General features: G+C 72.9%; 12 protein-coding genes. 4 read left to right on the forward strand and 8 right to left on the reverse strand.

The genetic code is table 11. The features are described 5' to 3' along the window. Positions 1 to 87 precede the first annotated feature (87 nt). From IH25_RS0102285 to asnB, 5 genes are read right to left on the reverse strand one after another with little or no spacing between them, the layout of a single operon-like run. On the reverse strand, positions 88 to 1,377 hold the full coding sequence (locus IH25_RS0102285; RefSeq protein WP_051753643.1) for an ATP-grasp domain-containing protein: 1,290 nt from the start codon (positions 1,375 to 1,377) through the stop codon (positions 88 to 90). Next, positions 1,374 to 2,150: a cysteate racemase gene (gene cuyB / locus IH25_RS0102290; RefSeq protein WP_063755123.1), complete on the reverse strand. Its 777-nt coding sequence runs from the start codon at positions 2,148 to 2,150 to the stop codon at positions 1,374 to 1,376. Before cuyB ends, IH25_RS0102285 begins: the two co-directional genes overlap by 4 nt. After that, on the reverse strand, positions 2,147 to 3,406 hold the full coding sequence (locus IH25_RS0102295) for an MFS transporter (RefSeq protein WP_030601936.1): 1,260 nt from the start codon (positions 3,404 to 3,406) through the stop codon (positions 2,147 to 2,149). The genes cuyB and IH25_RS0102295 overlap by 4 nt, the downstream gene beginning before the upstream one ends. After that, the gene (locus IH25_RS0102300; protein ID WP_030601938.1) at positions 3,403 to 5,424 is read right to left on the reverse strand and encodes a hypothetical protein; all 2,022 of its coding nucleotides are present in this window, start codon (positions 5,422 to 5,424) and stop codon (positions 3,403 to 3,405) included. Before IH25_RS0102300 ends, IH25_RS0102295 begins: the two co-directional genes overlap by 4 nt. A 60-nt stretch (positions 5,425 to 5,484) precedes the next feature. Further along, positions 5,485 to 7,359 carry an asparagine synthase (glutamine-hydrolyzing) gene (gene asnB, locus IH25_RS0102305; protein WP_030601940.1) on the reverse strand — a complete coding sequence of 625 codons (1,875 nt, stop codon included), beginning with the start codon at positions 7,357 to 7,359 and terminating at the stop codon, positions 5,485 to 5,487. 269 nt (positions 7,360 to 7,628) lie between these two features. On the opposite strand from asnB, the gene IH25_RS0102310 reads away from it, so the two are divergent. From IH25_RS0102310 to IH25_RS0102325, 4 genes are all read left to right on the forward strand, one after another. Then, positions 7,629 to 10,835 (forward strand): non-ribosomal peptide synthetase, encoded by a 3,207-nt coding sequence (locus IH25_RS0102310; protein ID WP_157846924.1) that lies wholly within the window; start codon positions 7,629 to 7,631, stop codon positions 10,833 to 10,835. A 47-nt stretch (positions 10,836 to 10,882) separates the two neighbouring features. Next, the gene (locus tag IH25_RS37235; RefSeq protein WP_037654162.1) at positions 10,883 to 16,705 is read left to right on the forward strand and encodes an AMP-binding protein; all 5,823 of its coding nucleotides are present in this window, start codon (positions 10,883 to 10,885) and stop codon (positions 16,703 to 16,705) included. After that, positions 16,702 to 18,009: a KamA family radical SAM protein gene (locus tag IH25_RS0102320; RefSeq protein WP_037654163.1), complete on the forward strand. Its 1,308-nt coding sequence runs from the start codon at positions 16,702 to 16,704 to the stop codon at positions 18,007 to 18,009. Before IH25_RS37235 ends, IH25_RS0102320 begins: the two co-directional genes overlap by 4 nt. A 147-nt stretch (positions 18,010 to 18,156) precedes the next feature. Beyond that, the gene (locus tag IH25_RS0102325) at positions 18,157 to 19,959 is read left to right on the forward strand and encodes a carbamoyltransferase family protein (protein WP_051753648.1); all 1,803 of its coding nucleotides are present in this window, start codon (positions 18,157 to 18,159) and stop codon (positions 19,957 to 19,959) included. 131 nt (positions 19,960 to 20,090) lie between these two features. On the opposite strand, the gene IH25_RS0102330 is transcribed toward IH25_RS0102325, so the two are convergent. From IH25_RS0102330 to IH25_RS0102340, 3 genes are all read right to left on the reverse strand, one after another. Next, positions 20,091 to 20,519: an OsmC family peroxiredoxin gene (locus IH25_RS0102330; RefSeq protein WP_030601950.1), complete on the reverse strand. Its 429-nt coding sequence runs from the start codon at positions 20,517 to 20,519 to the stop codon at positions 20,091 to 20,093. An 83-nt stretch (positions 20,520 to 20,602) separates the two neighbouring features. Continuing rightward, positions 20,603 to 21,382, reverse strand: a complete 780-nt coding sequence (locus tag IH25_RS0102335; protein WP_030601953.1) for an ABC transporter permease — start codon at positions 21,380 to 21,382, stop codon at positions 20,603 to 20,605. Further along, a complete protein-coding gene (locus IH25_RS0102340; protein WP_030601956.1) occupies positions 21,382 to 22,272 on the reverse strand; it encodes an ABC transporter ATP-binding protein in 891 nt (296 codons plus the stop codon). The genes IH25_RS0102335 and IH25_RS0102340 overlap by 1 nt, the downstream gene beginning before the upstream one ends.

Here is a 22,272-nt window from a genome sequence, read left to right on the forward strand (position 1 = left end):
GACGGCGGACCGGGCCGGAGTCTCGGTGAACGGCGGACCGGACTGGGTGACGGCGGTCGGCGGACCGGGTGGCGGACCGGGCTGGGGTCAGCGGCGCGGCTCCAGTACGTCGACGTAGTCGGCCTGGTCGAGGTCCGTCAGCAGGTCGCGCTGGCGGCGCAGTTCGTCGGCGTCGTTGTCGACCGGCTCGGTGGTGAACCGGATCCGGCCGGCGAGGGAACGGGCGAGCGCGCTCGCGGCCTCGCCGGTCTCGGCCGTCACCACGAGGTAGCCGGCCCGGTCCGGCGACCAGCGCACCGGCGGAGCCACCTGGCCCACGGCGAACTGCAGATGGAACTCGACGACGGCGGGATGGTCGCGGACCTCGTCGGCGCCGTCGATGGCCACGACCCGGCCCGGCTCGGCCTCGAAGAAGGCGACCGCGGCCCCGCACTTCGCGGCGGGCCGGGCGGTGAGCGGTTCCGACTCCCCGGTCATCCAGGCCAGTCCGGCGGCCTCCAGGTCGATGCCGTAGACGAGTTCGGTCATGGTGTTGATCCGGTCGCCGCCGCGCCGGTTGTGGCCCTCGACCACCTTCGGACCGGCCGGCGTGAGCTTCACCTCGGTGTGCGACAGGCCGTCCCGCAGCCCCACCGAGTCCAGGAACGCACCGACCGTCCGGGAGACCTCCGCCTCCAGCCCGGCGTCCAGCACGGCCGGGATGGAGTGCCCGTACTCCAGGAACCCGGCGCCGGTGATCTTGTCGGCGATGGCGATGACCACGTGCCGGCCCGCGAAGGACATGACGTCGACGCTGATCTCCGGGCCCTCCAGGTACTCCTCCAGCAGGAACCGGTGCATGCCGACCTCGGCCAGCGCGGCGTGTACCCGCTCGGCCTCCGCCGCGTTCTCGATCTTGTGGATGGCGAGGCTCGCCGAGCCGCCCACCGGCTTGGCGATCAGCGGGTAGCCCACGGCCGCGCCGAATTCCGTGATGTCGGTGACGTCGGTGGCGAGGGCGGCCCGCACCGTGCTGACGCCCTGTGCGGCCGTGTGCTGGCGCATCCGCCACTTGTCGGTCAGCAGCGCCACGGTGTCCGAGTGCACGCCGTTCAGGCCGAGTTCGTCATTGAGCAGGGCGGCCGGGACGACGCCCTCCTCCTGCACGGTGAACACGGCGCTGAACGGCGCCCGCGCGTGCAGGGCCCGTACCGCCTCCACCATGGCCCGCGGGTCCTCGCGGTGCCGCAGCACCAGGCAGGTCTCGTCCTCCAGGGCGCTCGGTGGTACCGTGCGGAACTCCTCCGGGGTGTAGACACAGACCACGTCGAGCTTCTGCTGCCTGGCCCGCTGGAGCATCGGGGGCTTCGGGGAGACCAGGCAGACGCGCTTTGTCATAGTGCTTCCTTCATGTGTTCGTTCTGCGGGCGACGCAGCAGGAGGGTGACGACTTCCCGGGCCAGGGCCAGGGTGGAGTCGAACACGGGGAGGGATCCGGCCCGCCCGCCGAGCACCAGGGGCAGTTCGGTGCACGCCGCGACGACGATCTGGGCGCCCGCTTCGGTGATGTTCCGGACGGCCGGTTCGAGACTCTGCCCGGCGGCCTCCAGCCGGCCGGCCTTCACCAGCCGGACCGCCCGCATCACGCACCGCTGCTGGAGCAGCGGCGCCGGGACGACCGCGTCCAGGCCGTGCTCGCGCAGGGTCTCCTGGTACAGCCCCGCCACCAGTGTCCCGGTGGTGGCGAGCAGCCCGACCCTGGAGACGGCCGGCGCGGAGCGGCGCAGATGCCGCACGGTGGCGTCCACCATGCTGAGCACGGGCACCGAGGACTCGCGGCGCAGCTCCGGCAGATAGGCGTGGGCGGTGTTGCAGGGCATGGCGATCACGGTGGCCCCGGCCGACTCCAGCAGCCGCAGCCCCTCCCGCAGGTGGGGCAGCGGGCTGGGTCCGTCGGAGAGGATCGCGGCGGTGCGGTCCGGCACGGTGGCGTCCGACCACACCAGGGTCCGCAGGTGTTCCTGGTCCTTCGCGGCGGGCGTCGCCTGCACCAGCTTGGTGAAGAAGTCCGCGGTGGCGGCCGGCCCCATCCCGCCGAGCACGCCCACGATGGGGGACCGCTGCGGCAGCCCGCCGAGGGTGTCCGGCTGCTCGGAGACGACCGCGCTCATACGACGGCCCGTTCGCTCGTGGCCAGGGTGTGCCGGCGCAGCAGGACCCACGGCACGAAGCCGGCCGCCAGCACCGCCACACCGATCAGCAGCCAGACGGGGGTGCCGTGTTCGACCAGCGGTGCCACGATGAGCACCGGCCCGACCAGGTCCTGGCCCACCCGGCCCAGGTTGTAGAACGACAGGTACTGGCCGAGTGACTCCTTGGGGGCCAGTTCGAAGGAGAGCGGCGTGCTCGCGGTGAACAGGCACTCCCCCGCGGTGTGCGCGATCATGGCGACCACCAGGACCGCCAAGGCCGCCCACCCCTGCGTCACGCTGCCCGAGACGGCGTAGGCCAGGCACGCCGCGAAGACGGCCGCCCCGCCGAGCACCGCGGCGCGCAGTGCGGCGCCGAAGTCGGCGAACCTGCGGTTCACCGGCACCTGGGCGGCCATCGCCAGCGCGCCGTTCAGCGCGAGCAGCGTGGTCAGGCCCCAGTGGGGCGAGTGTGTCGCCTCGGTGACCCACAGGGGCAGCACCAGGGACAGGATCGTGTTGTGGGTCATGGCGACGCCGTTGACCACGGTGATCGCCAGGTAGCGCGGGTCGCGCAGGGGCGACGGTCCGCGCTGCCGCCCCCGCTTCTCGCCGTCCGCCGCGGTGGCGGGCTCGGGTACCTCCAGCCGGGCCACCAGCATCGCCGCGGCGATGAAGGAGGCCGCGTTGATCGCCACGCCCACCATGTAGAGCGAGGTGGAGCCGGTGACCACGGGCAGCGTGGCGGCGAGCGAGCCGAGCACGATCGCCCCGTTGCGCGCCGTGTACATCGTGCCCAGGATGGTCGCCCGTTCCTTGTCCTCGAACAGCCGGCCCATCACGGTCATGTTGATCGCCGGGCTGGACCGGTCGGCCGTGGTGACCACGCAGGCGAGCACCGCGAACAGCCAGTACTGCGTGGCCAGCAGGTACAGGCCGTATCCGGCGGCCCGGATGACGAACAGGGTGATCAGGCTCTTCTTGGCGCCCACCCGGTCCGCCAGCCTGCCGATCCGGGGGCTGAGCACGAACGCGCAGAGGCTGCCGAGCGAGATGGCGACACCGACCGAGGTGATGTCGAAGCCGCGTACGTGGGTGAAGAAGAGCACCGAGGTGGCGGTGAAGATGCCGGTGCCGAAGGAGTCGGCGGTGGCGCTGGCCAGCAGCAGTCTGGTCTCGCGCCGTTCCAGCATCAGCACGGAGCTCAGCCGTGCCCACAGGGCCGGGCCGGCGCTCATCGGGCGCCGACAGTCCCGACCGGGCGGAGCGACCAGTCGTTGATGTGACCGTGGACCGGGTGGCACGGGACGATGTCCCCGCATTCCAGCCGGGACCCGGCGTCGAGCAGGAGCCCGTCGTGGCCGTCACCGGCGAGGGGCCAGTGGATCTCGACGGTGTTGCGGCCGCGCCGCAGCAGCTCCGGGGCCACGGCGAAGGTGTCGGTCCGCCAGTCGGTGCCGAGTTCGGCCGTGCCCACCTCCTGGCCGTTGACGGTGAGGCGGACGCCGCTCACCGGGGCCCGGCCCGGCAGCCGCCAGGTCACGTCCACCGTCAGCGGTGCGGGATCGGCCAGCACCAGGGTGGAGCGGGTCACCGGCGCGTGTGCGCGCAGGTAGGCGACCCGGCGGGCGAAGGCGGCCTCCCGCCGTTCGTTGAAGGTGCCGGCCAGCGCGGGATCGGCCAGCAGGTCGGTCTGGGCGGCCTGCTCGGCCACCAGCAGCTCCTGGTGGCGTTCGCGCACCTGCCGGCCGCGCCGCTCCAGCTCGTCCAGCATGACCTCGCGCAGTGTGTGGTCGGCCAGCTTGCCGTTCAGCCGTCCGTCGCCGACCACCAGGTAGCGGCGCACCGACGGGTCCTCGGCGGAGCGCTCGTAGGAGGAGCACATCCAGTTCGGGGCGCGCCTGGTCTGGTAGTCGAGGTAGTCCTCGATCCGCTCGGCGACCGAGGGGTCCGCGTCCAGCGCCCGCGCGATGTGGTGGCGCAGGGTGTCCTCGCCCTGGCCGTAGTGGGCGTTGTGCACGGCGGCCAGGAAGTGTGCCAGGGCCAGCCGGTCGGCGGCGGGCACGACGGGCGCTCCGGATCCGGCGGGCACCGTCAGGGTGTCGGCCAGGGCGGCCACCGCGGCGTCGGCGGTGAGCAGCAGGCCCTCGAAGCTCAGATGGCAGTAGTCGAGGAAGTAACGCCGCCCCGGTGCGCCCTGCTGCCCGTCCTGCGGTCCGTCCTGGAAGAGGGCCTGCTGGTCGACCACCCGGAAGCCGAGCTTGTCGCCGTGCTCCCGCAGCAGGTTCTGTACGGAGGTCAGGGTGCGCGGGGAGTGCACCGCGAAGGGGCTGACCACGGAGTCCTTGGCCGCTCGCAGTGCCTCCAGCGCCTCGCCGGGGGTTGGTGCGCAGCGGGCCGCCATCCGGTGGGAGACAGGCGAGCTGCCGCCGTCCAGCCGCAGCATCTCGTCGACCAGCGGGCGGGCCTGCCGTATCCGTCCGGCGGCCAGTTCCTGTTCGGCCGCCTGGCGCAGTTCCAGCCAGCGGGGCTGCCGGCCCTCCGGGAGCGCCGGGCAGTCGAGCATGGGCTCGTCCACCCAGTCGGCGAGGTTGAACTCCGGGACGACCAGTACCACGGGGGTCTCGCCGGCGATCTCGCGCAGCAGGTCGAGCGCGCTCGCGGCGACGTCGGTGACCAGTTCCCGGAAGGCCGCGGTGGCGGCCGGGAAGCCGCCGGCGGCGAGCAGTCCGGCCAGTTCGTGCCGCTCGGTGGGCGTCGGGTCGACGTTGTTCCAGTTGTTCCCGGCGTGCACCACGAGCGCGTCCACGCCCAGCGCGCGGGCCTCGGCGGCCGTCCGCAGCAGTTCCTGGAGGGAGCAGTTGGTGCGGGCGAGGTCGAGCACGTCGACACCGCTGTCGGCGAGCCGGGAGTCGATCAGGCTCGCCAGCGAGTACGCCGGGTCGAAGAAGTAGCCGCGGGTGGCGGACTCCCCGAGGACGGCCACGCGGCGGTGCCCGGCGCGCAGGGTGATCTCGGGCAGGTCGGCCCAGTAGCGCCATTCCTCGCGGAGCTGGGCGTCCCGCCGCAGCACGCCGTCCTCGTGGATCCAGACCGCGAGACGGCCGGGGGCGGGCGTGGGGGCGGTCAGCTCGGTGGAGCGGGTGCTCGGCCGGCCCAGTGTCTGCATCCGGGCGAGGGCGAGCGTGCCGCCCGGGCCGGACAGGAAGTCGCTGAGTCCTTCGGTGATCCTTCGAGTCGGATCGCTGTGCTGCATCGGTTCCCTCGGCGTTGTGGTCCGGGTGGGGGTGGTGGTCGGCGCGTCGCGGCCCGGTCGTCAGGCGGTGTACGCCGGAAGGTCGTACAGGTCGAGAAGCATGTTGAAGGTGATGACCGTCATCAGCAGGTCCGTCTCGAACGGGACGTTGATGCGGAACCCGGGGGTCGAGTACTGCCGTACGAGTCGCTCCACCCGGTCCGGGTCGAAGTAGCCGTCGGCCTCGATGCGGTCGCGGGAGAGCAGTGCCTTGATGGCGGGGTCGTCCTGGCGGAGCAGGTGGGGGCTGCCCGGCGCTGTGAAGCCGAATTTCTCACGGTCCACGATGCGGCCCGGAATCCAGTTCCGGGCGACCTGCTTGAGCAGGTACTTCTCCTCCAGGCCCTGGAGTTTCAGGTCCGGCGGCACGGTGGCCAGGAACTCGATCAGTTCGCGGTCGAGAAACGGATGACGGGATTCCACGGAGTGGGAGAAGGTCATACGGTCGCCGTGGTCGCCGAGCAGGTGGTCCCCGAGCCGCAGCTTCAGGTCCAGGTACGAGCGGCGGTGCAGGTCGTGCAGGCCGGTCAGGCGCTCCCGGTCGACCAGCGGGTGCTCCAGGCAGTCGACGGTGTGCTGCCGTTCGCGCACCGCGGCCGAGTACAGACCGGCCTTGACGGAGCGGAACTCGACGTCGTTGCGTTCGTAGAAGAAGCTTTCGTCGCCCCACAGCCGGGCGCGCAGCCGGGCCTCGGCGAGGTCGGTGGAGACCGCCGTGCCCGGCTGGTCCCGGCGGAAGCGGTCGAAGCGGTAGCCGACGTAGCCGCCGAAGAACTCGTCGGAGCCCTGGCCGGTGAGCACCACCTTGACGCCGGCGTCCTGGACCGCCTCGGACAGGGCGTGTGCGGCGGAGTTGTAGGACTCCTTGAGCGGACACTCGGTGTGCCAGACGACGTCGCGCAGCCGGGCGCCGATCTCCTCGTCCGCCACCATGCGTTCGCAGTGGGCGGTGTCCAGCACATCGCTCATCAGCCGCTGGTAGTCGCTCTCGGAGAGCTCGCGCTCCGGGAAGGCCGCCGCGAAGGAGCGGATCTCGCTGTCCGGCAGCAGGTGGCGCATGACGGCGCCGATCAGTGAGGAGTCGAGTCCCCCGCTGAGGTAGAGCCCCACGGGCACGTCGGACTGCAGCCGCTTCTCGACCGACCGGATCAGCAACTCCTCGACCCGGTCGACGTAGTAGGACTCGTCGTGCCGCTCGAGTTCCGCGTCGGCGCGGGGGTAGGCGAGGTCCCAGTAGGTCCAGGTCTTGGGCGTCTCGCCCGGGCGGAACTCCACGGCGGTGCCGGGCGGCACGCTGTGGACGCCTTCGAACATCGTTCTCGGGCTCACCAAACCGGGCAGTGTGAGAACTTGGTCGAGGCCGACCGGATCGACCCGGCGCTGAACCGCCGGGTGTTCCAGCATGGCCTTGATTTCGGAGCCGAAGACGATTTCGCCGTCCCGGTGCGCGTAGAAGAGCGGTGTTACTCCGAAATGGTCGCGGGCGGCCAGGAAGACCCGCTCGCGATAGTCGAAAAGGACGATCGCGAACTGTCCGTCCAACTTGCCGACAAAGTCCCGGCCGAACTCCTCGTAAAGGTGCGGAATGACCTCGGTGTCGCATTGTGTGTGCAAGGTGTGGCCGCGCGACACGAGAAGCTCACGCAATTGCCGGTAGTTGTAGATCTCGCCGGTCGTCATGGCGACGATCTGCCGGCTCTCGTCGTACATCGGCTGGTCGCCGGAGGCGAGGTCCCTGATGGCGAGACGGGTAAAGCCGAAGGCCACGGCCTCGTCGACGTGGAAGCCCAGGGAGTCCGGGCCGCGGTGGGCGATCACCGCGCCCATCGCCTCCAGCGTCTCACGCGCCCATCGTGGATCGTGCCGCAACCCCACAAAGCCCGCGAGTCCGCACACGCCAACTCCCCCTCGTAAACGACGACTTAGTGACCGTCCGGTGCCACCCGATTCGCTGGCCCGACCGGCTGCGGCCTGCGACTTTAGCAGTAGTGATCATGACACTTGTACTGTGAAATAGATCACGTCGGGGGTGATCTTCCCTGATCACCACGGGCCGTGCGAGTCTCCAGGGAGCATTGGGAGCGTTCCGAGCTGATTGCGCGTCAATCAATCGCGTTGCTCGTCGATCTGACGCTCCATCAATCAATCCGGGGAGAGATTTTACTGTGCCTGGTTCCCGGTCGGAGCCGAATCCGTACCCGCATTCGGCCACCACTCTGGTGGCCCTGCTGGTCGAGCAGTTCCGGCGGACGCCTGACCGGCCCGCGGTGTCGGACCACCGCGAGGTGGTCGACTACCGCGAGCTCGACCGCCGTTCGGCCGCGCTGGCGGCCCGGCTGGTCCGGACCGGCGCCGCCGCCGACCGCGTCGTGGCCCTCCATCTGGAGCGCTCGGTGGACCTGGCGGTGGCGATCGTCGCGGTGCTCCGCGCCGGCGCCGCCTGGCTGCCGCTGTCCACCGCCGACCCGGACGACCGCGTCCGGGATCTGCTGGGGGACGCCGCGCCCGTCGCCGTGCTGACCGGCGCCCCGGAGCGGCTCGCCGCCCTCGCCGGGGGCATCCCGTGCTTCTCCCCGCGCGACACCGGGGACACCGCCGGCTCCGGGTCCACCGCCGACGCCGGTGAGACCGCCGACGCCGGTGACACCCCCGGCACCGGGTCCACCGCCCGCGCCACGGCGACCGGGACCGACGCGACCGTGACCCACACGGCCGGGACCGACGCGGCCGCGCCCGCCGACCTGGCCTACGTCATCTACACCTCCGGCTCCACCGGCCGCCCCAAGGGCGTGCTGACCGAGCACGCGGCCATCGTCAACCGGCTGCGCTGGATGCAGGACCGCTTCGGCCTCGGGCCCGGCGACGTGGTCGCGCAGAAGACCCCGTACACCTTCGACGTCTCGGTGTGGGAGTTCCTCTGGCCGCTGACGACCGGGGCGGAACTCGCCTTCGCCCTGCCCGACGGCCACCGCGACCCGGACTACCTGGCGCGCTTCCTGGCGGAGCGGCGGGTGACCGTCACCCACTTCGTGCCCAGCATGCTCCGTGAGTTCCTCCGCCGGCTGCCGCCCGGAGCCTGTCCCGGGCTGCGCGCGGTGATGGTCAGTGGCGAGGCCCTGGGCCAGGATCTCGCCCAGCGCTTCTTCGAACGGCTCCCGCACGCCGAACTGCACAACCTCTACGGCCCCACCGAGGCCGCCGTGGACGTCACCCACTGGCAGTGCGAGCCCGGCCGGCCGCTCGACGAGCCGGTCCCGATCGGCCGGCCCATCACCGGCATCGAACTGCTCGTCCTGGACGAGCGAGGCGCCGAGCTGCCCGCCGGCGAGACCGGCGAACTGTGCATCGCCGGTGCCGGCGTCGCCCGCGGCTACCTCAACCGGCCGGAGCTCACCGCCGAACGCTTCGTACCGCACCCGGCCGACCCGGGCCGGCGGATGTACCGCACCGGCGACCTGGCCTCCCGCCGGCCGGACGGCGCGTACCTCTACCACGGCCGCAACGACCGCCAGGTGAAGGTCGGCGGCGTGCGGATCGAACTCGGCGAGGTGGAGGCCGCCCTGCTGGCCCTGCCCTACGTCGAGGAGTGCGTCGTGCTGACCCGGACCGACGCCGCGGGCATGGTCCGGCTGGCCGCCGTCGCCGTGCCGGCCCCGGACGCCGGCCGGTACGACTGGCGCGCCGACCTCGCCCGGGTGCTGCCCGCGAGCTCGATCCCGGCGACCCTCACGCCGGTGGACGCCATCCCGAAGACCGCGCACGGCAAAGCCGACGTGGCGGCCCTGCGCCGGCTGGTGGAGGGGCGGGCCGGCCCCGAGCCGGTCGCCGGGTCCCCGGACCCGGTGGAACGGGCCTGGGCCGCGGTGCTCGGCAGCTCCCAGCCGCACTTCTTCGAGGCCGGCGGCACCTCGCTGCACGCGGTACGGCTGCTGGGCGACATCGCCGAGGAGTTCGGTGTGCGGCTGTCCCTCGCCGACTTCCTGGCCCGGCCCACCCTGGACGCGCTGCGCGAACTCCTCGCGAAGGGCGGCCACCGCCCGCGGGAGCTTCCCCCCGAGGTCCCGCGCGACGGCGTCCTGCGGCCCAACCGCGCCCAGGAACGCCTGTGGTTCCTCCAAGAGCTGGAGCCGGACAGCACCGCGATGAGCGCCCCGACCGCGTTCCGGATCACCGGCGCGACCAGGGAGCAGGTCGGCGATGCCTTCGCCCGCCTGCTGGCCCGGCACGAGGTGCTGCGCACCCGGTACGTCGCGGTCGACGGCGAACCGCGCGCCGTGATCGCCCCCGACGGCCCGCCGCTGCCCTGGACGGACGCCCCGGCCGGCAGCGACCCCGCCGAGCTCACCCGGGCACACATCACCGACCTCGCCCACGAGCCGTTCGACCTCGGCTCCGGGGCCCCGCTGCGGGCCCGGGGTGTCAGCCTCGGGGAACACGACCACCTGCTGGTGGTGGTCACCCACCAGATCATCACCGACGGCTGGACCTGGTCGCTGCTCGCCGAGGACCTCGTCGCGCTCCTGGCCGCGGACGGCCTGCCCGCCGAGCCCGGACGACGGCAGATCGTCGACCACGCCGCCTGGCAGCGGGAACGGGAAGCCGACGCCGAGCACCTGGCCGCCGTCGAGGAGTCCCTGCGGCACTGGCGCACCGTACTGGCCGGCGCGCCGGACGGGCTGGACCTGCCCGCCGACGGGCCGCGCCCGGCCGCGCTCAGCGCCCCCGCCGACGCCGTCGACCTGACCTGGTCGCCCGGTTTCGGCACCCGGCTGCGCGCCCTGTGCCGGGAGCGCCGGGTCACCGAGTTCATGGCGCTGCTGGCCGGGTACACCGCCTGGCTGTCCCGGATCTGCGGCCAGGAGACCGTGGTCGTCGGCACCCCGATGGCCAACCGGACACCGGAGTGGACCGGCCGCATGGCCGGCAACTTCATCACCACCGTCCCGCAGCGCCTGGACATCGACGAGGACGCCACCTTCCTCGACGTCCTGGACCGGGCCCGGGCCGTGGTCGTGGACGGGGCGCGCCACTCGGTGGTGCCCATGGAACGGATCGTCGCCGACCTCGGCGGCGCCCGCGGAGCCGACCGGCTGCCGGTGTTCCAGAACCTCTTCGTGTTCCAGAACATGCCGGCCTGGCGGCGCGAGGCCGGCGGCCGCAGCGTGGCGGTCCACCAGCTTCCGCCGCGCCACACGCACTACGACCTCAAGTTCGAGGTCTTCCCGTTCACCACCGGGTACGAGGCACGCCTGGTCCACGCCCGGGGGCGGATCTCCGCCGAACGCGCCGCCGTGATGGCGCGTCAGCTCGCCGCGTTCATCGAGGCGGCGGTCGACGGACCCGACGCGTACATCGACGAGATCCCGCTCTGACCGGCCCGCAGGTCGTCCCCGACCGGAAGATTGGAACTGACACCGAGATGACGCATGTCAGCGATCACCGCAGCCCCTCCCCCACGGCGGCGCGGCAATCGCCCGAGCACACCGTCCCCGCGCTGATCGAGGCCACCGCCTCGCGCCACCCCGACGCCGTCGCGGTGCTGCGCGGCGACAGAGCGTGCAGCTACCGCGAACTCGTCGAGCGCTACCACGCCACGGCGCGCGGCCTGCTCGCGGCCGGCGTCGGCGGCGGCGACGTGGTGGCGGTACGCGGCGGCCGGTCGGTGGAGACGGTCGTGGCCCTCCTGGGCGTTCTGCGGGCCGGCGCGATCCTCACCATGATCGATGTCACCCAGCCGCAGGGCCGGGTCCTGGACGTGCTCGCGGCCGCGCGGCCGAGGCTGATCCTGGACACCACCGGGGAGGACCTGCCGGACGAGCTCGCCGGCCGGCCCGTGGTGCGGGCGGCCGGGCTGGACGACGGCGGGGCGGCACTCCCCGAGGTCGGCATCGAGTCGCCCGCCTACCTGTGCTTCACCTCCGGCACCACCGGCACTCCGCGCGGGGTGCTGGGCTGGCACGGCGCGCTCACCCAGTTCTGCGTCTGGGAGCAGCGGGCCCTGGACTTCGGCGCCGGGGACCGGGTCGCCCAGATGGCCGCGCTGACCTTCGACGCGCTGTTCAAGGACCTCTTCCCGGCCCTGATCGCGGGCGCCACCGTCTGCCTGCCGCCCACCGACCGTCCGTTCGTGGACGTGGCGCGGGTGCTGGACTGGCTGCGCACCGACGCCGTAACGATTCTGCAGACGGTTCCGAGCGTCCTCGCCACCCTGCTCTCCGAACTGCCCGCCGGCACCGGCTTCCCGGCACTGCGGCTGGTCTGCCTCTCCGGCGAACCGCTCGCGGGCAGCCTGGTCAACCGCTGGCGCGCCGCCACCGGCGCCCCGGACCTCGGGTTCGTCAACCTCTACGGCACCACCGAGGCCACCATCCTCAAGGCCTGGTACCCCGTCCCGCGGGGCGAGGTGCCCGACGGCATCCTCCCGGTCGGCACCGCCACCGACGGGGCCGAACTGCTCGTGGTCAACAAGCGCGGGCGCCGCTGCGGCGTCGGGGAGCCCGGCGAGGTACTGATCCGCACCCGCTATCTGACCCGCGGTCTGTGGCGCCCCGCACCGGACGCCGCACCGCTGTTCGAGGTCAACCCGCTCAACCCGGACGACCCGGACGACCTGGTGCAGCGCACCGGCGACCTGGGCCGGCTCGACCCGCAGGGCAACCTGGAGATCCAGGGCCGGGCGGACGACCAGGTCAAGATCCTGGGCGTCCGGGTCCACCCGGCGGAAGTCGCCGCGGTGATCCGGCGGATGCCCGAGGTCAAGGACGCCGCCGTGGTGGTCCGCCCGGGCGAGGAGGGCCCCGCCCTCGCCGCCTACCTGGTGCCCGCGCCCGGCTCCCGCCCCGACGCCGCCGCGGTCCGCGCCAATGTGGCCCGGCACGGCTCCAACGCCATGGTCCCCGCCCACGTAATCCCGCTGGAGCGCCTGCCGCTCACCGGGCACGGCAAGCTCGACCGGGCCGCGCTGCCCGAGCCCGAGCAGGCGGCCCCGGCCGCCGAGGCCGCACCGGACGACGGCGAGTGGACCGACACCGAGCGCCGGGTCGCCGCGATCTGGTCGGAGGTGCTGCGGCAGGAGGTCGGCTCCCGGCACACGAACTTCTTCCACCTCGGTGGCCACTCGCTGCTGATGGCGCGGGTGCTGGCCCGGCTCCGGCGCGACTTCGCCGTCGACCTGAGCCTGACCACGCTCTTCGAGTCCGCCACGGTCGCCGCCCTCGCGACGGCGGTGGACGAGGCACTGCGGGCCGGGGCGAGTACGGTGCGGGAGGAGCCCGTACCGGTGCCCGCCGCCCCTGACGCGCCACGGCCGCTCTCCCCGGAGCAGGAGGGCCTGTGGTACCTCCAGCAGCTCGACCCGGGCAGCGCCGCCTACAACATGGCGGGCGTCTTCACCCTCCCGGCCGAGCTGGACGAGGAGGCGGTATGGGACGCCGTCCGCACCGTCTGCCGCCGCCACCAGGCGCTGCGGCTGCGTTTCCGCGAGGAGGCCGACGGACGCCCGATGCAGCTGGCGGGGCCCGCCGATGTGGACTTCGCACGGCTGCCGGCCCACGCCGACCGGGCCGCCGCCGTGGCCGCGCTGACCGAGGCCGCCGCCGTCCCGTTCGACCTGGTCACCGGCCCCCCGGTGCGGGTGCGCACCGTGCGGGTGGCCGAACGGGAACTGCTGGTCGGCCTGACCATCCACCATCTGTGCTGTGACGCGGTCTCCTGGCGGATGGTCGCCGAGCAGATCGACGCGCTGCTCGCCGGCACCGACCGGCACGCCCACCTGGACTCGGCCGAGCCCCGGCTGGACTTCGGGGACTGGGCGGTCTGGCGGTCGGGCCGGACCACCGGCGAGCGGGCCGAGGCCGACCTGGCCTACTGGCGCGAGCTGCTCGCCGACGCCCGCCGGCCCGACCTGCCGCTCGGCCGCCCGGTCCCCGGTGAACGCCCGCACCAGGCGCGGGTGATCCGCCTGCCGCTGGCCCCCGAGGTGGCGGACCGGCTCGCCCGGTACTGCGCGGGGGCCGACGCCACCGAGTACATGGCCATGATGACCGTCCTGGCCTACGCGCTCTCCCGCGCGTCGGCGCAGGACAAGGTGGTGATCGGCAGCGACAGCATCGGCCGCGACCGCGAGGAGTTCGACGATGTCGTCGGCTTCTTCGTCCGCACCCACGCCTACGCCTTCGACCTGTCCGGCGACCCCAGCTTCGAGGAGGCGCTGGGCCGGGTCCGCGCCACCCTGGTGGAGGCCGCCGGACACCGGGACGCCTCCTACGCCCAGGTCATGGACGCCGTCGCCGCCGCCCGCGGTGGCGAGCGCGGTCCCCTGTTCTCGGTGCTGCTGCGGATGCCGCCCCGCGAGGAACAGCCGGGCGAGACGGCCGTGCTGCGGCCCGTCGACGTGGTGGCCGACGCGGCGGACGGCACCGGTGCCGCGCCCACCGCCAAGTTCGACCTCACCGTGGTGGTCCGCCCGGAGCCGGGCGGCACCGTGCTCGACCTCGAGTACGACGCGGACACCGTCCAGCACGAGTACGCCGATGCCCTCGGGGAGCGGCTCACCCGTCTGCTGCGCTTCGCCGCCGAGCAGCCGGCCCGCCCGCTCGGCCTGGCCTACGGCGAGAGCCACCCCTTCGACACCGAGCTGCCCCCGGCGGAGTACACCCGGGTCGCCGAGCTCGTCCACCGCCAGGCCGCCGCCACCCCGGACGCCGTCGCCGTCCACTGGGCCGAGGGCGAGGTGACGTACCGCCGGCTGGCCGACGCGGCGCTGGGCGCGGCCCGCGAACTGCGTCCGGGTGAGCGGATCGGCATCCTGGGCGGAAAGTCCCCCGCCACGGTGGCCGCACTGGTCGGCGCACTGGGCGCCGGCGCCGTGGCGATGCCGATGGACGAAGGGCTGCCCGGGCCCCGGCTCGCAACCATGGCCGGCAAGGCCAACGTCCGCCGGGTCCTGCTCACCGAACCGAGCACCGCCGCCGACGCGCCGACCGGCGTCGAGGTGAACCGGCTGTCCTTCGACAGCCTGGTCAAGAGCGCCGACGGCGCACCCGGGCCCGGCCCGGTGGGGCCCGACGACCCGGCGTACATCTTCTTCACCTCCGGCACCACCGGTGAGGCCAAGGCGGTGCTCGGCCGGCACCGCGGCCTGGACCACTTCATCGACTGGGAGACCGCCGAGTTCGATGTGCGCCCCGGCGACCGGGTAGCCCAGCTGACCACCCTCTCCTTCGACGCCATGCTGCGCGACGTCTTCGTCCCGCTCACCCGGGGCGCGACCCTCTGCCTGCCGTCCGCCGCCGACCTGGACGACACCGCGCGCACCGTGGAGTGGCTGGCCCGGGAGCGGATCACCATCGTGCACACCACGCCCAGCGTGGTGACCGCCTGGCTGCGCGAGGCCGATCCGGCCCCGGCCCGGCTGCCCCACCTGCGGCTGCTCTGCCTCGCCGGCGAGCCGCTGAACGGCGGGCTGGTCGCGCGGCTGCGCGAGAAGCTGCTCGGCCCGGACGCCGAGATCGTCAACTTCTACGGTCCCACCGAGACCACGATGATCAAGACCTACCACCGGGTGACGCCCGATCAGGACGCCGGTCCGGTGCCGGTGGGCCGGGCGCTGCCCGGCGGCCAGGCCGTCGTGCTCGGTGCCGACGACCGCCCGTGCGGCCCCGGCGAGCGCGGCGAGATCGTCCTGCGCACGCCCTACCGCACCCTGGGCTACCTCGGTGACACCGGCGCGGACTCGGCGTTCCGGCCCCATCCGCGCGCCACCGGCCCGGACGATCTCGTCTACCGCACCGGTGACCTCGCCGTGGTCGGTGCCGACGGCGAGATCCACATCGAGGGCCGCCGCGACGACCTGCTCAAGGTGCGCGGCGTGCGGGTGCACCCGGCCGAGGTGGCGGCCGAGCTGGCCACCCACCCCGAGGTACGGCAGGTCCACGTCGACGTGGACAAGGACGGCGAGGGCGACGGCACCCTGGTCGCCTACGTCGTCAGGACGCCCGGCTCCGTGCTGAGCGCCGAGACGCTGCGCGACTACGCGCGGCAGCGGATGGCGCTGGCCATGGTGCCCGGACTCTTCCTGTTCGTCGACCGGTTCGCCCTGCTGCCGAACGGCAAGCTCGACCGGTCCGCGCTGCGCCGCGGCGCGCCCCGGCGGACCGCCGAGCGGATCGCGCCCCGCGACGAGACCGAGGAGCTGATCTGGCAGATCTGGGCCGACCTGCTCGACCAGCGGGACTTCGGCGTCACCGACGACTTCTTCGCCGTCGGCGGCCACTCGCTGCTCGCCACCATCCTGCTCACCCGGATACGCAAGCGGACCGGTGTGTCGCTGTCGCTGCGCCAGCTGCTGGAGGGACCGCGGATCGAGCACCTGGCCCGGACGGTGCGCGGCCTGACCGGGCCCTCCGCCGAGCAGGCCGGCGAGGTGCTGCTGCCGCTGCGCCCGGGCACCCCCGGCGGCCCGCTGCTCTTCGTGGTGCACCCGATCGGCGGTGACGTGCTCTGCTTCCGCGAGCTCGCCGCCGCGCTGCCGGCCGACATCACGGTGCTCGGCGTCCGCTCGCCCGGCCTGGAGACCGGCACCGTCTTCCGCACCGTGCAGGAGATGGCCGCCGCCTACCTGCGCGAGATCCAGCAGGCGCAGCCGGAGGGCCCGTACCACTTCGCGGCCTGGTCGATGGGCGGCGTGGTCGCCTACGAGATGGCCCGGCAGCTCTCCATCGAGGGGGTCGGGACCGCCTCGGTGACCCTGCTGGACAGCTACGCGCCCGGGTCCGGGGCCTTCGCCCACTTCGCCGACCCGGCCACCGACCGGGTGGAGTCCTTTGCCCGCGACCTGGAGCGGATGACCGGCGAGCGGCCCGACACCGGCCTGCTGCGCGCGGTCGCGGCCGACGGCGCCTCGGCGGACTCCGCGGCGGCGGACGACGAGACCCGGGCCCTGCACCGCAGGTACCGGGTGTTCGACGCCCACGCCACCGCCCTGGTGAACTACCGGCTGCGGCGCGCCCGGTTCCGGGACACCCGGTTCACCCTCGTGCTCGCCGGGGACCAGGAGCGTCCCGACGGGAGCACCCCCACCCTCGGCTGGTCCGAGGCACTCGGCATGGACATCGGCACCGTCTCGGTGCCGGGTGTCGACCACTTCACGCTGCTGCGCGGCCAGGCGGCCCGGACCGCCGCCGAGCAGATCGCCCGCGCGGTCGCGGCGAGCAGCGGACGGCCGGAGGAGAAGCAAGCGTGACCGACATCAGCACACCGCGCTTCCGCGCCTACACGGCGCGGGACCTGGACACCCTGCTCGACCGCTGCGGGGCGGACGACGAGACGAAGCTGCAGACCCGGGCGGTGGCGGCGATCCTGCCGTTCAAGACCAACCAGTTCGTGGTGGACGAGCTGATCGACTGGGACGCCGCCGCCGAGGACCCGGTCTTCCGGCTCGTCTTCCCGCAGCCCGACATGCTGGCCCCCGATGAGCTGAAGACCGTCACCGAACTGCTGCGCGGCGGCGCCCGGCCGGCCGAACTGAACCGCGTCGTGCGGGAGATCAGGGCGGGCATGAACGCCCACCCGGCCGGGCAGACGGATCTCAACGTCGCCTACTGGCAGGGCAAGCCGCTCTCCGGCGTGCAGCACAAGTACCGCGAGACGCTGCTCTTCTTCCCCCGCCAGGGCCAGACCTGCCACGCCTACTGCACCTACTGCTTCCGCTGGGCCCAGTTCGTCGGCGATCCCGGACTGAAGATAGCGGCGGCCCCCGACGAGGACGACGCGCTGCGCGGCTACCTGCGCGAGCACACCGAGATCACCGACATCCTGGTGACCGGCGGCGATCCGATGATCATGGGCATCGGGCCGCTGCGCCGGGCCCTGGAGCCGTTCCTCGACCCGGAGCTGGAGCACATCAGGACCATCCGGATCGGCACCAAGGCGCTGACCTACTGGCCGTACCGGTTCACCACCGACCGCGACGCCGACGATCTGATGCGGCTGTTCGAGGAGATCCGCGCCGCCGGCAAGCACCTCGCCCTGATGGCGCACGTCACCCACCCCCGCGAGCTGTACCCGGACGTGGTGCGGCAGGCGGTCCAGCGGGTCCGGGCCGCCGGGGCGGTGATCCGCACCCAGGCCCCGCTGATCCGTACCATCAACGACGACGCCGCCGTCTGGCGGGAGCTGTGGACCCGCCAACTGGCGCTCGACGCCGTCCCGTACTACCTCTTCGTGGAGCGGGACACCGGCCCGCGCGACTACTTCGGGGTGCCGCTGGTGCGGGCCTGGGAGATCTACCGGGACGCGCTGTCCGGCGTCACCGGGCTGGCCCGCACCGTCCGCGGACCGTCGATGTCCGCCACCCCCGGCAAGGTGGTGGTCGACGGCGTCACCGAGATCGCCGGCCGGCGGGCCCTCGCGCTGCGCTACCTCCAGGCCCGCGATCCGCAGCTCGTCGGGCGGCCGTTCTTCGCCGAGTACGACCCCCGGGCGGCCTGGCTCACCGATCTCAAACCGCTCTTCCCCTCCGACGCGCCGTTCCTGGAGGTCCGATGACCTCCTGCGACGCACTGTTCGCGAAGGCCACGGTGACCGCCTCCGAGACGCTGTTCCCGGAGGCCCGATGACCTCCTCCGTACCGCCGGACGGCCGGACCCCCGACGACGACAAGCCGTACTCCTCCCGGAGCCAAGGAGACCAGCGATGACCGCGCAGACCACCGACCCCACCACCGGCGACGGGCCGGTGATCCTGGGAATCTCGGCACACTTCCACGACTCGGCCGCCGCCCTGCTGGTCGGCGGAAAGCTCGTGGCCGCCTCCCATGAGGAGCGGTACACCAGGCGCAAGCAGGACCCGGAGCTGCCGCGCAACGCCGTCCGCGACTGCCTGCGCCAGGCCGGCCTGCGGATCACCGACGTGGACTGCGTGGCCTACTACGAGGACCCGGCCAAGAAGCTGCACCGCCAGCTCTGGGCCGGTCTGCCCGCCTTCCCCGACAACGGCCCGATGGCCCGGTACCGGCTGGACGCCGACCGCCCGCGCCGGGAGATCCGCGACCTGCTCGGCTGGCAGGGCCCGATCGAGTTCGTCGACCACCACCTCTCGCACGCCGCCAGCGCCTACTACTTCTCCGGCTTCGAGGACAGCGCCGTGCTCACCGTGGACGCGGTCGGAGAGTGGGCCACCACCACCTGGGGCGTCGGGCGCGGGGCCGAGCTGGAGCTGCGCGAGCAGGTCGAGTTCCCGCACTCGCTGGGCCTGCTCTACAGCGCCGTCACCGGCTACCTCGGTTTCGAGGTGAACGAGGGCGAGTACAAGGTGATGGGCCTCGCGCCTTACGGCGAGCCACGGTTCAAGGAACAGATCGAGCAGCTGATCCACGTCACCGAGGACGGCACGTTCCGGCTCGCCCTGGAGTACTTCGACTTCGCCGACCCGGACGGCATGCTGGGCGAGCGCTTCGAGAAGCTGCTCGGCGTGCCGCCGCGGGTGCCGGAGTCGGAGATCGAGACCGTGCACTACGACCTGGCGCGCTCCATCCAGCTGGTGACCGAGGAAACCCTGCTGCGCATGGTCGACAAGGCCCACCGGATGTCCGGCAGTCGCAACCTGTGCATGGCCGGCGGTGTGGCGCTCAACGTGGTCGCGGTGCGCCGCATCGTGGAGGAGGGGCCGTTCGAGCATGTCTTCGTGCAGCCCGCCGCCGGCGACGCGGGCGGCAGTCTCGGCTGCGCGGCCGTCGCCCATCAGCGGCTGACCGGCGAGCGGCCGTCGCAGGGCCGGCAGCGTTCGGCGCTGCTCGGCTCCGGCACCGACTCGGAGGAGATCGCCGGACTGCTGGGCGCGTACGCCGGCCATTCCTTCCTGGATTTCCGGGGCGACGAGCCCGGCCTGCTGGACGCGGTCTCGGCCCGGCTGGCCGAGGGCAAGGTGATCGGCTGGTACCACGGGCGGGAGGAGTTCGGCCCGCGCGCCCTCGGCGGGCGGTCCATCCTCGCCGACCCGCGCGGTGACGACACCCGGGACCGGATCAACGCCTCGGTCAAGATGCGCGAGGCCTTCCGCCCGTTCGCCCCCGCGGTGCTGGCCGAGCACGCCCGGGAGCACTTCGCGCTGGACCACGAGTCGCCGTTCATGCTGGAGACCTGCGAGGTGGCCTCCCCGCTGCATCTGCCGGCCATCACCCACGTCGACAACTCGGCCCGGGTGCAGACCGTCACCGAGCGGCACAACGGCCGGTTCTACCGCCTGATCAAGGCGTTCGCCGACCGCACCGGCTGCCCTCTGCTGCTGAACACGTCCTTCAACCTGCGCGGCGAGCCGATCGTGCACACCCCGGTCGACGCCCTGCTCTGCTTCCTGCGCTCGGACATCGACTGCCTGGTGCTGGACGACTTCGTCCTGGACCGGGCGGCCCTGCCCCGGTCCTGGGTCAGCTGGTTCAAGGGCACCCGCCCGCCGCGCCACAACCAGGTGAGCGACAGCGTCTACACCCTGCTGTGACGAGCGGGGGCGGCCCGCGTTCCGGGACTTCCGGCCCGCGCCGCCCCGGTCCTTCCGTCAAGGCCGCCGGGCCTGCCGTACGGCGGGCCCGGCGGCCGCGGTGTGTTCCGTGGCCGCCGGGGTGGGGTCGGTCAGGCGAGGGCCGCGTCCAGGGTGATCTCCTTGATGCCGGACAGGGCCATGGTGACCGGGCAGTTGGCCTTCGCGGTCTCGGCGGCCTGGCGGAAGTCCTCCGCCGAGATGCCGGGGACGGTCGCGCGGACGGTCAGGGCCAGCCGGGTCAGGCCCGCGCCGAGTTCGAAGGTGACCTCCGCCTTGGTGTCCACGGACTCCAGGGTGTGGCCCTTGCTCTCCAGCGTGTGGGTGAGGGACATGTTGTAGCAGGCACACTGGGCCGCCGCGATCAGCTCCTCGGGGCTGGTCCGGCCGGCCGGTTCCTCGGCCCGGCTCGGCCAGCTCACCTCGTGGGTGGCGGCGTTGGAGGAGGCGAGGGTGACCGTGCCCCGGCCGTCCTGGAGGGTGCCTTCCCAGTGGGAACCGGCGGTACGGATGACTGCCATGGTGAACCTTTCGCTATCGGTTGTGCGAGTGGAGCCGGGGGGCGTGGAGCGCCCCCCGGCGGACGCCGGACGTCCAGGCGTCCTCAGGCGGCGACGCGTTCCTGTTCCGTCAGGGACAGGCGGCGTGCCGACACGGCGGTGAGTACGACGGCCGCGCCCAGCAGGATCGCGGCGTTGGGTGCCACGTCCGCCAGGCCGTCCCCGGCGCCGAGGACACCGGACAGGCCGTCCACCGCCCAGTACTGGGGGGTGACATAGGCGACGACCTGGGTCCAGCCGGGCAGGGAGTCCACCGGCAGGAAGGCGCCGCCGATCACCCCGCCGACGATGCCGACCAGGTTGGTCAGCGCGCTGATCTGCTGGCTGGACCCGCAGTGGGCGACCAGGAACAGAGCGATCGCCATGATGACGGCCACCACCGCGACGATCATGAGCACGAGCCCGGCCACGGAGCCGCGCAGGTGCAGATCCAGGACGAGCCAGCCGAAGACGAGCATCAGCAGGATCTGGAGCGTGGAGACCGCCGCGTAGGGCGCGGTCTTGCCGAGCAGTACCTCCGCGGAACGGGCGGACGAGGCCCGCAGCCGCTGCCAGGTGCCCCAACCGCGTTCCAGGAAGAAGCCGTTGCCCATGAAGCCGGTCATGAAGAAGGCGAACATGACGGTGAAGCCGGGCACGGCGAAGTCGGCGCCGCTCATGGTGGCGCCCGCGTCGAAGCTCTCGCGGACCACCGGGGCGAGCCCGTCCGCCATGATGCCCATCATCACCGCGGGGGTGACGATCAGGAGCATCACGACGGCCTGGTCCTTCCAGAGCATGCGCCACTCGTTGCCGCCGATGACGGCCAGACGGTCGAGGCGCATCACGCCACCTCCTCGACGAGTCCCGCCGGTTCCTCGCCGGTCAGGGCCCAGAACGCGGTCTCCAGGGAGGCCGGCAGCACGTTGACGGACTTCAGTTCGGGGGCGCCGGCGCCGGTGTCGAGCCGGGCCAGCAGCGCGGGCAGTTCGGCCGCCGGGTCGGAGACCTCGTGCCGCTGCCGGGTACCGTCGCCGAAGGTGAACTCGACGGCGGACTTGGCGTGCCGGCCGATGGTCTCGGCCACGGTGCCGTCGGCGAGCACCCGGCCCCGGTGGATGATCACGACCCGGTCGCAGATGGTCTCCACCTCGGCGAGGTAGTGGCTGGAGAACAGCACGGCGGCGCCGCTCTCCCGCGCCGCCCGGACCACCAGCTCCAGCATGTGGGTGCGGGTGCGGACATCGAGGCCCACGGTGGCCTCGTCCAGGAGCAGCAGGCGGGGGCGGGCCATGAGGGCGACCGCGACATGGGCGCGGCGCGCCTCGCCGCCGGAGAGGACGCCCGCGAGCCGCCCGGCCTGCTCGGTCAGGCCCAGGAGGCCGATCAGCTCGTCCGCCCGCGCGTCGGCGTCGTGGCGGCTCGCACCGGTGAGCCGGCCGAAGAACCGCAGGTTCTCCCGCACGGTCAGCCTCGGGTACAGGGCGGTGTCCTGGGCGGCGAACCCGATGTGGGCGCGGGCCTGTTCCGGATGTGCGCGCACATCGTGGCCGCCCACCGTGACGGTGCCCGAGTCGGGTGTGACCAGGCCGACGATCGTCTCCAGCGTGGTCGATTTCCCGGCGCCGTTGACTCCCAGCAGCCCTACGATCTCACCGGCCGCCACCTGGAAGGACACACCGTCGACGGCGGTCACCTCACCGTAGCGCTTGACTAAGTCGATGACTTCGAGCAC

This window comes from Streptomyces achromogenes subsp. achromogenes (assembly GCF_000720835.1).
Taxonomy (GTDB): domain Bacteria; phylum Actinomycetota; class Actinomycetes; order Streptomycetales; family Streptomycetaceae; genus Streptomyces; species Streptomyces achromogenes.

Coding starts and splice junctions, on each gene's coding strand:
- IH25_RS0102285 (WP_051753643.1), bottom strand. CDS start 1,377: ATGACAAAGCGCGTCTGCCTGGTCTCCCCGAAGCCCCCGATGCTCCAG.
- cuyB (WP_063755123.1), bottom strand. CDS start 2,150: ATGAGCGCGGTCGTCTCCGAGCAGCCGGACACCCTCGGCGGGCTGCCG.
- IH25_RS0102295 (WP_030601936.1), bottom strand. CDS start 3,406: ATGAGCGCCGGCCCGGCCCTGTGGGCACGGCTGAGCTCCGTGCTGATG.
- IH25_RS0102300 (WP_030601938.1), bottom strand. CDS start 5,424: ATGCAGCACAGCGATCCGACTCGAAGGATCACCGAAGGACTCAGCGAC.
- IH25_RS37235 (WP_037654162.1), top strand. CDS start 10,883: ATGACGCATGTCAGCGATCACCGCAGCCCCTCCCCCACGGCGGCGCGG.
- IH25_RS0102325 (WP_051753648.1), top strand. CDS start 18,157: ATGACCGCGCAGACCACCGACCCCACCACCGGCGACGGGCCGGTGATC.
- IH25_RS0102330 (WP_030601950.1), bottom strand. CDS start 20,519: ATGGCAGTCATCCGTACCGCCGGTTCCCACTGGGAAGGCACCCTCCAG.
- IH25_RS0102335 (WP_030601953.1), bottom strand. CDS start 21,382: ATGCGCCTCGACCGTCTGGCCGTCATCGGCGGCAACGAGTGGCGCATG.